The sequence below is a fragment of the Enterococcus xiangfangensis genome (assembly GCF_005405365.1).
In the GTDB taxonomy this organism is placed as follows: domain Bacteria; phylum Bacillota; class Bacilli; order Lactobacillales; family Enterococcaceae; genus Enterococcus_A; species Enterococcus_A xiangfangensis.
Window position 1 is genome coordinate 297,675 of record NZ_BJDX01000001.1, and the last position, 13,859, is coordinate 311,533.

The following is a 13,859-nucleotide window of genomic DNA, read 5'->3' on the forward strand; positions in this document are numbered from 1 at the left end:
TTCTTTTATCATTCTAGCGCTTCTTTTCTTAAATTTCAAAAGTTTTATGCGGCGCTGCCAATTCAACGGGAATCCCCTCGCTAGTAGCAACAGCTTGCCGGCGCAATTCTGCTAAGTCGCCCTGTTGCGGCAAATGAGTCAGCACCAATTTTTTAACTGCAGCGTTTTTTGCAAACGTTCCCGCTTCTCCTGCGGTAAAGTGTGCTCTATGACGTTCATTGCCATCAAATAAATACGTATCTGCTAAAAATAGATCGGCTTCTTTGGCAAACTCATTGAAAGATTCTAAATAACCGGAATCGCCGGTAAAGACGAAGACTGCTCCTGTTTTCTCTTCAATAAATCGCATCGCATAACACGGTACAGGATGGATCGTCTTCATAAAAGTGACCAGAAACGGTCCAAGTTTTAATTCTTCCGCTTCAAAATACGCATGCCCTTCAGTGACACCTTCCATCGTCAAATCATTAAAGTGAAACGCATCTTCTGTATGACCATAGATTGGTAAGATGGGTTTAGGTGTTTGTGTTGGATAAAGTTGCCAATAATATTGCAATACTCCAAGATCGGCAATGTGATCGTGATGATAATGTGTCAAGATCACCGCATCCAAAGCTAATGGGTCAATTTCTTTTTCCAATTCTACCAGCGTTGAACTACCTGCATCTAATAAAAGATTAAATCCTTCCGACTGCAGCAAATAACTGGTCGTTCCTTGACCATGATAAGGATAGGCGCCTAAACAACCGAGAACTGTTAATTTCATGCTGATTCCCCCTGATCGATTTTTTCTTTTAAGGCTTGATCATAAAAAGCGGCACTCGCAGTATTTACGTAGACTGCGACAAACAGCAGTCCTACAAACAATGCGACGAATCCTAAAATATACCAGCCGATAAATGACAACTGCAGCAAAATGTATTTGCCCCAACGATCACTCAGTAATGACCAGGCATGCTTGATCGACTGCCCAACACTTAAATCGGGATAGTCAAATTTTACCCAAACGGCAAATCTGAAAATAATGCTGATGATCGTCGTTGCAAGTAAAAAGACAATCAATAATATAAAATACAAGGCAAACAACCCCACACTAAGCAGCGTACTCATGTTGTCGACATTCGTCACTCCGCCAGAAGCGATAAGAGATAGATAGACACTGCTTCCTGCTTGTAACAGCAACGGTAAGAAAAAGAGCGCTGCTAACGCGTATTGCACGATTTGTGCGAGGATGTTGATCAACATCAATGGCACGTAATAACCTTTTTGAAAAACGATAAAAATTTGTCCCAACTCCGCTCTGCCGCCGCGCACTACATACAAACTAATGTAGTAAAGGGCGTAGCTAAACGCGAATAAGACAAAAATATTCAATAAAAAAGAACCGCCGAGTTGGGCATTTTCACTGTTGAAAACTCCCGTGACACTGCCGATAGCTCCAGTCAATAATCCGAGGATCACGATCAGCCCGACATTGATTCCCCATTGACCATTCAAACGATCTTTAGCTAGTTGACGATAGTCGCTAAGACGCATACAGACACTCCTTTGCAAGAAAAAAATTCTTGCGTTTTTTTTTAATAATTTTTCAATTCTCCAACGGCATCGTAATCCAAGCGTGCCACAACTTCGGTGACTAATTTGACTGTATTGAAATAATCTTCTTCATGGATGATTGAAGTGTGCGAATGCAAATAACGGACTGGCACGGTGATCGCTAATGAAGGCACTCCATCACGGGTCAAATGCATTTGACCAGCATCGGTTCCACCACCGGCAATTACTGTATATTGGAATGGAATCTCCAATTCTTCTGCTACGTCGATAACAAAATCTAATAATTTTTTGTGAGGTACCATCGATGCATCATAGATCAATATTTGAGGACCTTTGCCTAAAACGGAGTCTGCCTCTTTAGGTGTCATCCCTGGCGTATCTCCAGCTGTTCCAGTATCTAAAGCAAAAGCGATATCTGGATTGACGATATGCGAACTTGTCCGTGCCCCCCGCAAACCAACTTCTTCTTGCACATCACTGCCTGCAAACAATACATTATGGTGTTCACGTTTTGCTAAATTCTCTAAAACCCGCAATGCGACCGCTGTGCCGATTCGATTATCCCATGCTTTTGCCAGTAAAAATTTCGAATCATTCATCCGTTGATATTGGATATATGGCGTCACCATGTCGCCAGGCCGAATCCCCCAATCTTTTGCTTCTTCAGCACTCGTTGCACCGATATCAATGAACATGTCTTTGATCTCAAATGGTTTCTTGCGCGCTTCTGATGTTAACACATGAGGTGGTTTTGACCCGATAACCCCATGGATGAGCTTGCCTTTGCGTGTTTTGATTTCAACTTGTTGCGCCAACATCACTTGGTTCCACCAGCCGCCGATTGTTTGAAATTCTAGAAAACCTTTTTCAGTGATTTTTGTGACCATAAACCCGACTTCATCTAAGTGACCCGAAATGAAAATTTTTGGTCCGCCGCTACCTTGTTTTGCGATCACACTACCTAACCCATCAAAAAAAATATCGTCAGCAAATTCCTTCGCATAATTTTTGAATACGGCTCTAACTTCCTCTTCATTGCCTGCGATTCCGCGTGCTGAAGTCAAGTCAATCAATAACTGTTCTTCTTTTTTTTCCACACTTACTCCTCCTGTTTCGTATTGCCTAAATTTACTGCTTAATTTAACTCTCCATAAAAAAAGAATCCCCGCTGCTAAAAAAACAGCTATCTTTTTTCCATAAACTCAGTATACCATTGTCAAAAAAATCTGCGTAGTATGTTACTGCGCTGGACTAAATACTTCGACAGTAAAAAACGCCGCTGCAACTGCACGGCGTTTTTTACTGTATTTGACTTCTTCTCTTCTATTAGTCGAAAACTTCCAGATTTTTCTTTTTCATAAATCCATAAGCGGAAATACTGAAAAACAGCAATAAGAATGCCGATAATACAACAAAATTAATCAAAACATCGGCATCGCCTTGAGACTGCAACTGTTTAATACTGTCTAAAACCCAATATTGCGGCGTGATTCGCGCAATTTGCTGCATAAAATCTGGCATGATTTCATTTGGAATCAACGCACCTGAAATCAAACTGGTGATCGTAAAAAGAATACTCTGCACTCCTGAAGCAAAGGACTGACTTGGCGAATTGATCCCAATCGCGATTGACCAAGCAACTGCTACTAAGCCGAATGCCGATAATACACCAATCAACTGAATCGCTGCTAAGCCGATATCGATACGGAAAGCTAGTGTCATCAATCCAACGGTAAACACGACTTCAAAAACCATCGCTAAAAAGGCGAAGACCGCCGTTCCGACAAAATAAGCAGTCTTTGAAACAGGTGTCGTCATCAACCGTTGATAAATTTTGTTTCGTCGTTCATTTTGAATTGAATTTGCGCCGAAATTTCCTGATTGATAAAGCAGCATCATCAACATAAAGCCTAAGATCTGTAAGGTCATCTCTTGACTGACGCCGTCTTTTTTAAAGGACCGAAAATGAATCGGGGTGTTTTCCTTCGCAAAATCAAATGCAGCCTCTTCGCTGCTGACCGCGGCAAACCCAGCAATCGTCTGGACTTCATTGTAGACAGTTTTTGCTGTTGCTTTTAGTGAATCAATTGCTTCTCCCGCTTGAAACGAGCGGAATGAAATTTTTGCTAATTCCTCATGACGAATTTTTTCCGAGAAATTTTCCGGTAAGATCAATGTTGCTGTGATTTGCTGATCCGCCATCGCTTTGTCTGCCTGCTTCTGATTTTTAAGTTCTTTTACTTGTACTCGCTTATCAAATTCATCGATAAAAGATTGACTGTAGGTCGACTGATCACGATCGACGATTCCAACGCTCAAAGTGTTGGCCGAACCTGTACCTGAAGAGTTATAGATAAACAAATACATCACGATACTCAACAAAGGCACACCTAGCAAAAATAAAACTTGCAAGGGATGGCTTTTCCAAATGATGAATCGCTCACGAATGATCCATAAGATATCTTTCATTTAGAATTCCTCCCTACGATTTAATACTATCGACATACTAAGAAACATCACGACTGCAAATGTCAGATTCAAAATAATTCCTCGCCATTGCAGTGGATTATTCGTCCACAAAGCCTCACGGATCGGCCCCATCACCCAACCCATCGGAGAAAAATTCATCATTCCTTCACTGACAGGAAAATAACCACCGCCTAAAAAGGCTGCTACTTGGATAATGATTTGAGTGATACCCGTCCCGACTTCCTTGCCGACCGTTTCTAAAAAAGCGCCTAAAGCTAAAAACAAAATCATCAATGAAGATAAATTGAGAAAGGAAAAACCAAATTGCTGCTGCCATGGGACATCAAAGATCGTTTGCGTAATCACCATCAAGACAAAGACTGCGCTAAAGCCCAGCAGCATATGACCTACAAATGTGGAATTGATGATCTGTTGTCGGCTGACCGGACTGATTGCTTCTCGCTGCAATGTTTTATGCCGTCGGCTGCGCCCAAACATCTCCAAACCATTTTCTGCCATATACAGAATAAACAATGCGATCATCGCGACTGAGTAATATTGATAAGAAGTCGCTGGCTTTTTCAAATTGCTTTGATCTACAACGAGTACTTTATCCAATTCTTTGTTTGAACCAAAAATTTCTTCCGGTGCTTGATCAAAACGCTGAGCGCCTTCTAAGCGGTGGATCGTTTGGAACAGCTCGACTAAGTAGCTTTTCAACAAGGTAAATTGAATATCAGTCAATTCATTCATTTGGACATCGATGTCTTTGCCAATCGAAAGATACACATCCGCTTGCTGTTTTTTTAAAGCCTGAATCGCCTGTTTCTCATCCTCACTTGCTTTAAAAACTAATTTCGGTGCCGAAAATTCTTTTAAGACTGTTTCAAATTGTGCTGCTTTTTGTTTGTCTGTAGCAACGTATCGAATTTGAATCGGGTCGATCTTGTTTTCGATTTCAGAAGTACCAAACGCGCCTTGCAAAATTGAACCTAAAATTAACATCAACGCTAATGGGAACAGTAGAAAATAAATATAGGTAGATTTGTCGCGTACTTGTTGGATAAAAGCACGCATAATAATTGTTCGATTCATCATTTCACCTACTTATCTCTCAATTTGCGACCAGTCAGATTCAAAAAGACCGTCTCCAAATCAATTCGCTGCTGCTCAACACTGTCTACTTCGACTCCTTGTTTGATCAACTGCATCAACAGATGATTCAACGCATTGCTTTCAACAGATACAGTGACGATCAGCTGCTGGTCTTGCAAACTCGCCTGGACTACTCCTGCTTGCTGTTCTAGTTCAGATAAAACGACTGCTGCTGGATTTGCGACAGTGATCCAAATATTTTTTTGATCCGTGACAAGATTGACTAGTTCTGCTTCGGTTCCTGCAGCGATAACCTTGCCATGATCAATGATAACGACCGTATCAGCTAAGCGCTCAACTTCTTCCATGTAGTGGCTCGTATAGATTAGCGATTTGCCTTCCTGCCGCATTTTTTCGATTGTTTCCATAATATAGTTCCGTGATTGCGGATCAATTCCTACTGTTGGCTCATCCATGATGACTAGTTCTGGACCATGGACGATCGCCATCGCGATGTTCAAGCGCCGCTGCATCCCACCGGAAAAAGTCGCTGGTTTGGCTTTGCGATGTGCCCAAAGGCCTACAACTCGCAAGGCTTGTTCCGTTGCTTCTTTTAATACTTGTCCGCGCAATCCATAAAGTCCGCCGAAATAACGAACATTTTCTTCCGCACTCAGATCATAATAAAGTGCCAATTCTTGCGGGACGACCCCAACTTTTTTGCGTAATTCACGATTTTTCTCAGAAACAGATTTGCCAAACAACTTGATTTCTCCTGAGGTTTTTCGCAGCAACCCGGTGATCATATTGATCGTCGTTGATTTGCCGGCACCATTTGGTCCTAATAGCCCCAAGATTGTCCCTCTCGTCACTGTAAAATTCACATCATCAACGGCGACATGTGTGCCAAATTTTTTTGTTACCTGTGTAAGTTCCACGATACGTTCCATAGTTGCTCCCTCCAACTCTTCTTGCTCTAAGCATACGCAAAAAAAAGAAACCACACCAGTGTAGTTTCTCATCAATTATCCATGAGATTTCTCATGTTTTTCTCTGTTCTGATCGGAAGGATCGTCGTTACAGTGAATCCCCGCGTAGTATCAATCACCAATTGCCCAGAAAGCATCGCTGTCCGCTCTTCCATTCCTAGAATGCCTAAGCCTTTTTTATAGTTCTTGGTCTTTTTTCCGTTGTTGCTGACTTCAAAGCGCAAAAAACCTTTGAATACATGCAAATGAACAGTTACTTCAGAAGCTTCTGCATACTTCAATGTGTTGGTCAGACTTTCTTTCAAATTTCCCAGCAATACTTGCCATTGAAAACTGCTTAGCTGATCTACCTTGCCGAAATAATGAAAAGATGTCTTGATTTGATAATGATCTGTAAATCGCTGCAGTTCCGTCTTGATTCGATTCAAGTTCAGCGTTTCCTGTACTGGTGCTTCTGAATGTAAGATTTTTCGAATATCATCGATTCCTTCTCGCGTCGTGGCAATTGCTTGATCCAATAACTTTTCTGCCTGTTCTGCGTCTTTTTGATAAACCGCTTTTGCCGCTTCCATCTGAATCAGACCACCAGATAATTTATGCCCCAATTCATCATGGATCTCATGGATCAATCGTTGGCGTTCCGACAAGATTGCTTCTTTTTCTCTCGCTTCGCTGTTCATAATACTTTGTTCAAACAAACTGGCCAACCGGTTGCGCTCCACTCGCAACATGTCAGAAGAATCATTAAGCCCGCGTTTTTCTTGGGCTAAGCTTGCAACCGTTGTGGAAACAAAGAAAACAAAAAGAATCCAAAACAAGCCGCTGATCCTCATAGCTGAATTTGGCAGGTAAACTGTGTAAAACAACAACAGCCCGCCTCCGCCAAGCAGTATCGGTCCGCGATAATTTTTCAGCACTAAAAAATTTGTGATTGTTCCCGGCAAAAGATAAAACGCCCATGGCTGAAAGAACGAGACAACTGAAACGACTACTAACTGAAGAATTAAAAAAATAACGCGGTATTTTTGAAAACTAGCACTTAGCAATAATAAACTCAGCCATACTAAAAGTAAAATCACAGCAATCGTCAAAACAGGCAGCTGCTGCACAAAAAGCAAAGCCAAAACACTGCCGGCAGTCAACACGCTGAAAATAAGATTAAAACGCTGCATCGTGATCGCCTGCTTTACCCGTCAAATAATAAATAGCGACTTGTGTACGATGATCCAACTCCAACTTGTGGAGGATCGTCGATAAACTATTATTGACCGTTCCTTCTGTTAAATACAGTTGCACCGCGATCTGCTTGTTGCTCAGACCCGCGGCTACCAGCCTTGTAATCTCCACTTCTCGTGGTGTCAGACTAGTTAAATCTGCTGTTTTTTTTACGGGCTGAAACCCTTGCTTAGCTTTTTCCAACACGTCTTGCGAGAGGATACTTTGCCCTTTCATCACGCTGCGAATCGCTTGAATCAATTGTTGCGGTTCAGTATTTTTCAATAGATAGCCGACTGCACCATTTTTGATTCCTTCAACAATATACTCATCTTCATCGAACGTCGTCAAAATAATGACTTTCGTGTCCGTTGTTTCAGTAATGTGCTTGGTTGCTTCGACTCCGCTCATTCCCGGCATACGCACATCTAATAAAACAACATCGATCGTCTGTTGTTGACAAATCCTTACCGCTTCCTCGCCGCGATCGACACACTTAACTACAGTAAGGTCTGCTTCAACACCTAATAAAACAGCCAATCCGCCAGTAATCAATTCGCTGTCGTCTACCAATAATAGTTTGATCATGGCATTTTTCTCCATTTTTATTTTTCTTTCATTGTAGCGAAGTCCAATCAATTTGCCAACTAACAGTCAGCGAACCACCGTATTTCTCTGCTCATATAATGCTGTTTTAATTTTCCTTCAACATCGTGCAATAAATCATGAAGGCGGCGATTCCTTCCAACTGTTTTGCTAATTTTTCATCGATCTTAGCTTTGGTTTCCAAAAAGTGATGTTTTAATTTCTGAATCGTTTCTGGTTCTTTGTTTGCCAATAATTCTTTGATCTCTTCGATGGCATAGATCGTCTTTCGCAATGATGTGATAATCAACGTTTTCTTGATTTCTTCTTCTTCGTAATACCGATACCCATTTTCTCCACGCTGACTGATAAGCAATCCGCGTTCTTCCCAATAGCGGATCGCTGAAGTTTCTACTTGGGCCAATTTCGCCAGTTCACCAATCCGCAATCGTTGCTGTGCTAAATGTTCTTGCGGAAGCGAGAGGATAAATGTCCGATTTCGTCGCAAAGCCTCTTCATCTGCTACCAATTGTTTTTGTGCTTGTGCGATTAGCCCATAGCTTTGGGAAAATTCTCCGGCTAGTGCCAAACGCATCAATTCATAGGCCGTTGTGATTTCAAAACCTTGCAGCAATTTGCGAATCGTCAAAAAAGCTTGCCGATGGATTTCTTGATATCTTCGCTGACCACCAGCTGTTTTTCTAATTTTCGGTAACAAGCCAAAGTTTTCATAGCGTTTCAATGTTGTATCACTGACCTTGATCAGTGCAGTCATCTGCTTCATCGTATATTCCACTTAATCCACAACCTTCAAGTAATAGTTTCAAGACCTTCGTCTGATTTTAGCGAATATTTTTCTTATTTTATAGTGTTTATCTAAAAAAACATAGAATATTGCTTCAATCTAGTACACTGGAAATGAGGTGAAGAAAATGAAGATTGAAATCCGTAACGCTTATGAAAAAAATCTTAAACACATTGATGTCGATATCCCTAGAAATAAATTTGTTGTGATCACTGGTCTCTCCGGTTCAGGGAAAACTACACTTGTCAAAGATACCCTCTACATGGAAGCGCAACGACAATACTTAGAAGCTATGAGTTTTCAAGGGATTCAAAAACCCAAAGTCGATGCCATTTACCATCTGTCGCCGGCGATTTTGATTGATCAAGAAGATCGCAACGATAATCCCCGCTCCACACTAGGCACACAAACTGATCTTTTTACTGATCTGCGGATGATTTTTGAAAAGCTCCATACGCGTAAATGTCCGGCTTGTCATCAGCTGATCACCGCTAGCGAAGCAAAAGAAACGACTGAAAAAAAAGACGGACAATTTATGGTCTTCATGGATTGCCCCAACTGCGGTCAGCGGATGGATAAATTGACTCGCTCTCACTTTTCTTTCAACACAAAAACAGGGGCGTGTCTCACTTGTCACGGACTAGGCAAGACACTGGCGATAAAAGAAGAGGTACTGTATGATCCACAAAAATCATTGGAAGAAGGCGCCGTTACAATGTGGCCTGCTAATTATAGTACCTATCAAGCAGATATTTATTATAAATTATTAACCTTGTTAAAACTGCCAGTACCTAAAAAACTGCCCTTGAAAGATTATTCAGCCGAACAATGGGCCCTGTTAAAAGAAGGCATCAACAATAAAGAATTAGTGGAAAATATTGTTTTACCAAAGAAAGTGCAAGACGGTCGCTTTGATGGCGTAGAAACAAAAATTTGGCAAAAAATCTCAGAAAATAAAGGTGTGCCAGCAACACTAGCATCTTACATTGGTGAAGCGCTTTGTCCTTCTTGTCATGGAGAGAAATTAAATCCTGAAAGTCGTGCCGCCACTGTTTTTGGTCAACATTTACCAATCATCGAAACTTGGGATTTGACCCAGCTGATGGATTGGTTGCACACTCTTGATGCCGCAATGTCTGAACGACAACAGCAAATGGTTCAAAATTATATTGCGGACATGCTGACAAAAATCCAACGAATCCAACAAGTTGGTTTAGCATACTTATCGTTGGACCGACCTTACACAACGTTATCCGGCGGCGAAGCTCAACGGATCAAGCTAGCGGCGGTTTTAGCTTCACCCATGACAGAATTGATTTATCTATTGGATGAACCAACGATCGGTCTGCATACTGCTGATACTCAAGGCGTGATCGAAATGATTAAAAAAATTCGCGACCGACGCAACACAGTGGTAGTCATCGAACACGATGATGCGGTGATCCAACAAGCCGATTGGATCATTGAAATCGGACCTAAGTCTGGTGAAAAGGGCGGCGAGATTTTATTTACCGGCACTTATCAAGAGTTGATGAATAATCCAGACTCGCTGACTTATCAAGCACAACAAAGCCGCTACCAACAAGACAGCCAACAGCGCTCTGTTGATACTGCCGCTTTGACTGTCACTAATGCTCATGGCAACAACTTAAAAAATCTTTCACTGACATTGCCGGCAAATAGTTTGAGTGTGGTCACCGGCGTTTCCGGTGCGGGAAAATCCAGTTTAGTCTTCGGCGAAATCGCAGAAAAAAATTTGAAAAATACTGCTACAATCCATTGGGACACGGCATTTCGTCAATTGGTCACTATTAGCCAAAAACGCCCTACCCGTAATCGCCGTTCAATCATTGCGACCTATTTAGATCTTTTTGATAAAATTCGCGGACTCTTTGCTAAAGAAGCAAAAAAAGACGGCAAATCATTTAAAAGTGGTGATTTTTCCTTTAATTCCGGTAACGGGCGCTGTCCAAATTGCCAAGGCTTAGGCACAATCGAAAACAATCAGCTGTTTTTCCAAAATGTCGAAGTCACTTGCCCTGAGTGTCATGGCACTCGCTATCGAGAAGAAATTCTAGCGATAAAAATCGCGGACGCATCAATTGATGATGTCTTGATGATGGATGTAGCCACTGCTGAAAGCTTTTTGAAAAAACAAGGGTTGGATACTAAACCGTTGCAACTTCTAGCAAAAACCAATCTTGATTATGTGACACTTGGACAATCCACCGATACCCTTTCCGGCGGTGAGATGCAGCGCCTGCGCTTAGCGGCAACCATTGCAAAAGAAAAACAAAACAACAATTTATTTTTGATGGACGAACCAACAACTGGGATGCACAAAATCGATGTTTATCATTTTATGACTTTGATCCAACAGTTGATTGATGAAGGCAATACATTTATTTTTATTGAACACAATTTAGATGTGATTCGCCAAGCCGATTATCTCGTTGAATTAGGACCTGTCGGCGGCAAAGAAGGTGGTCATTTATTGTTTGCTGGAAAGATTCAAGCTTTTTTGGCAAGCGAGACTAAAACTGCCAGTTACTTAAACTAAAGCAAAACAGCGATCCCATTATTTGCGGGATCGCTGTTTTATGTTGTTTTAAAAGACTCTTTGGTATTTTCGATAAGATAGGACTCCGAAAACTACGACTAGCGCAACCAACCAACCAAAGGCTTTCATTAAGTCGCCGTTACTTAGGCTCGTTTCCATCAATAAACCACGAGCCGCTTCTACGATTGGTGTCATCGGTTGATGATCTGCAAAGATCTCGATTGGTTTTGCCATTCCATTTGTTGGAACGAAAGCTGAGCTGACAAACAACAGCATCAGTAGTAAGTAAGAAAAGCTACCGGCACTTTCCCAGCTCTTAGCTGAAATTGAAAACGGAATAGAGATCATCGTCATTGCAAAAGCAAACAAGATCGAAAGTAGTAAGAAGATAAAGAAATTACCGACTGAAAGCTCTGGACGAAAGCCCATGATCATTCCCACAACAAAAGTAGTTAATTCAGACAACAACATGAAGACGACAGACGCCACGATATGTGAGCCTAAAACGATCCAGCGTTTGATTGGCAAAGTATGCAGCCGATCTAAAAAGCCACTAGTCTTGTCCATATTGATCCGCAGCGATGTATAAGCAGAGCCCATCGTCATGGTGATCAGCATAAATCCTGGTAAAGCATAGTTCAAATAATCTACCGTATTGGTTTCTGTTCCATTTAAACTGATGCTGCCTCCAAATACATAGACAAAAAACAACAACATAAAAATCGGTGTCCCAAAAACAGTGATCAATGTATCAGTATTCGTTAGGTTTTGTTTTAAGATCCGCTTCGTTAAAGCGGTCAATTGAGTAAAAGTTTTCATTTGTTTTGCTCCTTTGTAATCATTAAGAATATCGTTTCTAAGCTGACTTCTTCTGCTATGAGTGCCACGATCGTCAATTGGTTGGCAACAAATAATTCAAGTGTCTGCTGTTGATCTTCATCATTGATGATCAATCCTTCGTTATCTTCAAATGAGATTCCTGCTTGGGTCAGCAAAGCTTTTCCTTGTTCGTGTTGTTCCGTTTCAAGTGTGATCTTGACTTTTTTATTAGTATTTTTCTTCAATTCTTCTGGTGTACCGGTCAGTACGATTTCCCCTTTATGCAAGAAAGAAATGTGGTCAGACAGACGATCCGCTTCATCCAAATATTGTGTGGTCAAAAAAATCGTTTTGCCAGCGTCGCTGATTTCACGAATGATACGCCAAATCTCCAAACGATTTTTTGGATCGACACCTGTCGTGGGTTCATCTAGAAAAAGGATCTCCGGATCGCCAACTAAAGACATCGCGATATCTAAGCGTCGGCGCATCCCACCGGAATACTCTGCTACTCGCCGATCAATAAATTCTTCTAGTCCAAGACGTTTGGCTAATTGCTGGATCTCAGCTTTTTCATTTTTCACTCCGCGCAAACGAGCAATCAGCCGCAAATTCTCATAGCCGCTAAAAAACATATCCACCGTCGCTTCTTGGGAGTTCAAACTGATCAGCTCCCGCACTTCATTCGGCTGTTTAGTAACCGATCGACCAGCAATTGTGATCTCGCCGCTATCTGGTTGCAAAAGAGTCGTCATCATTTTGATCAGTGTCGTTTTACCAGCACCATTTTCTCCTAATAAGGTGTAGATTTCGCCTTTTTGAATCGTCATAGAAATATCTTTTAAGACGCTGACCTTGCCAAATTGTTTTTTTGCATGGTCAATCGTGATCATTGGTTTTGTCTGAAATGTATTCATTTTATTTTTCAATCCTTTCAAATTCATCTTTTAATTTTTTTCGTGTCTTGCTGAACCAAAGAACTTCCGGATATTCAGCCATGATCTCATCAGCAAATTTTACTGGGTCGTTGCCGACAAGCTCATTGATCGAACGTCCTTCTGCAGCCCCATCTGCAAACAATTGCAGCAAATCTTCAAAGATTCCCATAAAATCACTGTTACCAACAAAATTCATCATATAATGATCCAATGCTGTCAACGCTTGTTCGTATTCTTTCGGCAGCTTTGCTTTTGCTTTTAAATAATCTTTGTATCGCTTTTTCTCATCTCGCATCTTTCTATACCATTTCATCTTAGTTCTCTCCTTTTAATTCTTTCAATCGTTCTTCTAAGAAATTCCACTTTTCCCAAAATTCTTCTAAATACGCTTGCCCCGCTTCATTCAGTGAATAGAATTTACGCGGCGGTCCCAATTCGGATTTACGTTTTTCAACAGCCAGCAATCCTTTTTTCTCCAATCGCAGCAAAACTGTATAAACCGTTCCTTCCACAATATCTTCAAATCCAAGATCGACTAAATAGTTGGTGATTTCATAACCATAAGTCTCTCCTTTGGCGATTTTTTGAAGGACGATTCCTTCCAACACGCCTTTAAGCAGTTCTGTTAATCCTTTCATCGCGGTTTCCTTTCTTTCATCCAATTTAATGACACTATGTATATAGTCACACTAGGTAGTTAACGGACGATAAAACTAATTGAACGATTCTTCATTTACGGTACTCGTTGTTACTAGGTTCTGGTATATAATAATACTATATAGTGGGATGGTCAAGTACTTTGCTTGAATTTTTTTAAATATTTCGCG

Annotated in this window: 14 protein-coding genes; 1 reads left to right on the forward strand and 13 read right to left on the reverse strand. The window is 41.2% G+C overall.

Going from position 1 to position 13,859, the window contains the following annotated elements; genetic code table 11:
- Positions 1–28: 28 nt before the first annotated feature.
- The 9 genes from FFM68_RS01500 to FFM68_RS01540 all read right to left on the reverse strand — a co-directional run bounded on the left by FFM68_RS01500 (position 29) and on the right by FFM68_RS01540 (position 8,694).
- On the reverse strand, positions 29–766 hold the full coding sequence (locus tag FFM68_RS01500) for an MBL fold metallo-hydrolase (RefSeq protein ID WP_137617672.1): 738 nt from the start codon (positions 764–766) through the stop codon (positions 29–31).
- Complete coding sequence (locus tag FFM68_RS01505) at positions 763–1,536, reverse strand: DUF975 family protein (RefSeq protein WP_137617673.1); 774 nt, start codon at positions 1,534–1,536, stop codon at positions 763–765. The genes FFM68_RS01500 and FFM68_RS01505 overlap by 4 nt, the downstream gene beginning before the upstream one ends.
- 41 nt (positions 1,537–1,577) lie before the next feature.
- A complete protein-coding gene (locus tag FFM68_RS01510) occupies positions 1,578–2,654 on the reverse strand; it encodes a M42 family metallopeptidase (protein WP_137617674.1) in 1,077 nt (358 codons plus the stop codon).
- A gap of 229 nt (positions 2,655–2,883) precedes the next feature.
- A complete protein-coding gene (locus FFM68_RS01515) occupies positions 2,884–4,026 on the reverse strand; it encodes an ABC transporter permease (protein ID WP_137617675.1) in 1,143 nt (380 codons plus the stop codon).
- The gene (locus tag FFM68_RS01520) at positions 4,027–5,121 is read right to left on the reverse strand and encodes an ABC transporter permease (protein ID WP_137617676.1); all 1,095 of its coding nucleotides are present in this window, start codon (positions 5,119–5,121) and stop codon (positions 4,027–4,029) included.
- A gap of 8 nt (positions 5,122–5,129) precedes the next feature.
- Positions 5,130–6,071 carry an ABC transporter ATP-binding protein gene (locus FFM68_RS01525; protein WP_137617677.1) on the reverse strand — a complete coding sequence of 314 codons (942 nt, stop codon included), beginning with the start codon at positions 6,069–6,071 and terminating at the stop codon, positions 5,130–5,132.
- A 71-nt stretch (positions 6,072–6,142) separates the two neighbouring features.
- Complete coding sequence (locus FFM68_RS01530; RefSeq protein ID WP_137617678.1) at positions 6,143–7,282, reverse strand: sensor histidine kinase; 1,140 nt, start codon at positions 7,280–7,282, stop codon at positions 6,143–6,145.
- A complete protein-coding gene (locus FFM68_RS01535) occupies positions 7,269–7,913 on the reverse strand; it encodes a response regulator (protein WP_137617679.1) in 645 nt (214 codons plus the stop codon). The genes FFM68_RS01530 and FFM68_RS01535 overlap by 14 nt, the downstream gene beginning before the upstream one ends.
- Before the next feature lie 106 nt (positions 7,914–8,019).
- Positions 8,020–8,694 carry a MerR family transcriptional regulator gene (locus FFM68_RS01540; protein WP_137617680.1) on the reverse strand — a complete coding sequence of 225 codons (675 nt, stop codon included), beginning with the start codon at positions 8,692–8,694 and terminating at the stop codon, positions 8,020–8,022.
- Positions 8,695–8,842: 148 nt separating this feature from the next.
- Between FFM68_RS01540 and FFM68_RS01545 the strand changes: the two genes are divergently transcribed.
- Positions 8,843–11,275 carry an ATP-binding cassette domain-containing protein gene (locus FFM68_RS01545; RefSeq protein ID WP_137617681.1) on the forward strand — a complete coding sequence of 811 codons (2,433 nt, stop codon included), beginning with the start codon at positions 8,843–8,845 and terminating at the stop codon, positions 11,273–11,275.
- A gap of 48 nt (positions 11,276–11,323) precedes the next feature.
- Here the strand turns inward: FFM68_RS01545 and FFM68_RS01550 are convergent, their stop codons facing one another.
- From FFM68_RS01550 to FFM68_RS01565, 4 genes are read right to left on the reverse strand one after another with little or no spacing between them, the layout of a single operon-like run.
- Positions 11,324–12,094, reverse strand: coding sequence for an ABC transporter permease (locus FFM68_RS01550; RefSeq protein ID WP_137617682.1), 771 nt, complete (start codon positions 12,092–12,094; stop codon positions 11,324–11,326).
- Positions 12,091–13,011, reverse strand: coding sequence for an ABC transporter ATP-binding protein (locus FFM68_RS01555; protein ID WP_239585021.1), 921 nt, complete (start codon positions 13,009–13,011; stop codon positions 12,091–12,093). The genes FFM68_RS01550 and FFM68_RS01555 overlap by 4 nt, the downstream gene beginning before the upstream one ends.
- A gap of 1 nt (position 13,012) precedes the next feature.
- On the reverse strand, positions 13,013–13,345 hold the full coding sequence (locus tag FFM68_RS01560; RefSeq protein ID WP_137617683.1) for a DUF1048 domain-containing protein: 333 nt from the start codon (positions 13,343–13,345) through the stop codon (positions 13,013–13,015).
- Position 13,346: 1 nt separating this feature from the next.
- Positions 13,347–13,670 (reverse strand): PadR family transcriptional regulator, encoded by a 324-nt coding sequence (locus FFM68_RS01565; RefSeq protein ID WP_137617684.1) that lies wholly within the window; start codon positions 13,668–13,670, stop codon positions 13,347–13,349.
- Positions 13,671–13,859 lie beyond the last annotated feature (189 nt).

Excerpts from the sequence above, each read along its gene's own strand:
- FFM68_RS01500 (WP_137617672.1), bottom strand. The coding sequence starts at position 766 with ATGAAATTAACAGTTCTCGGTTGTTTAGGCGCCTATCCTTATCATGGT.
- FFM68_RS01505 (WP_137617673.1), bottom strand. The coding sequence starts at position 1,536 with ATGCGTCTTAGCGACTATCGTCAACTAGCTAAAGATCGTTTGAATGGT.
- FFM68_RS01515 (WP_137617675.1), bottom strand. The coding sequence starts at position 4,026 with ATGAAAGATATCTTATGGATCATTCGTGAGCGATTCATCATTTGGAAA.
- FFM68_RS01520 (WP_137617676.1), bottom strand. The coding sequence starts at position 5,121 with ATGAATCGAACAATTATTATGCGTGCTTTTATCCAACAAGTACGCGAC.
- FFM68_RS01525 (WP_137617677.1), bottom strand. The coding sequence starts at position 6,071 with ATGGAACGTATCGTGGAACTTACACAGGTAACAAAAAAATTTGGCACA.
- FFM68_RS01530 (WP_137617678.1), bottom strand. The coding sequence starts at position 7,282 with ATGCAGCGTTTTAATCTTATTTTCAGCGTGTTGACTGCCGGCAGTGTT.
- FFM68_RS01535 (WP_137617679.1), bottom strand. The coding sequence starts at position 7,913 with ATGATCAAACTATTATTGGTAGACGACAGCGAATTGATTACTGGCGGA.
- FFM68_RS01540 (WP_137617680.1), bottom strand. The coding sequence starts at position 8,694 with ATGAAGCAGATGACTGCACTGATCAAGGTCAGTGATACAACATTGAAA.
- FFM68_RS01545 (WP_137617681.1), top strand. The coding sequence starts at position 8,843 with ATGAAGATTGAAATCCGTAACGCTTATGAAAAAAATCTTAAACACATT.
- FFM68_RS01550 (WP_137617682.1), bottom strand. The coding sequence starts at position 12,094 with ATGAAAACTTTTACTCAATTGACCGCTTTAACGAAGCGGATCTTAAAA.
- FFM68_RS01555 (WP_239585021.1), bottom strand. The coding sequence starts at position 13,011 with ATGAATACATTTCAGACAAAACCAATGATCACGATTGACCATGCAAAA.
- FFM68_RS01560 (WP_137617683.1), bottom strand. The coding sequence starts at position 13,345 with ATGAAATGGTATAGAAAGATGCGAGATGAGAAAAAGCGATACAAAGAT.
- FFM68_RS01565 (WP_137617684.1), bottom strand. The coding sequence starts at position 13,670 with ATGAAAGGATTAACAGAACTGCTTAAAGGCGTGTTGGAAGGAATCGTC.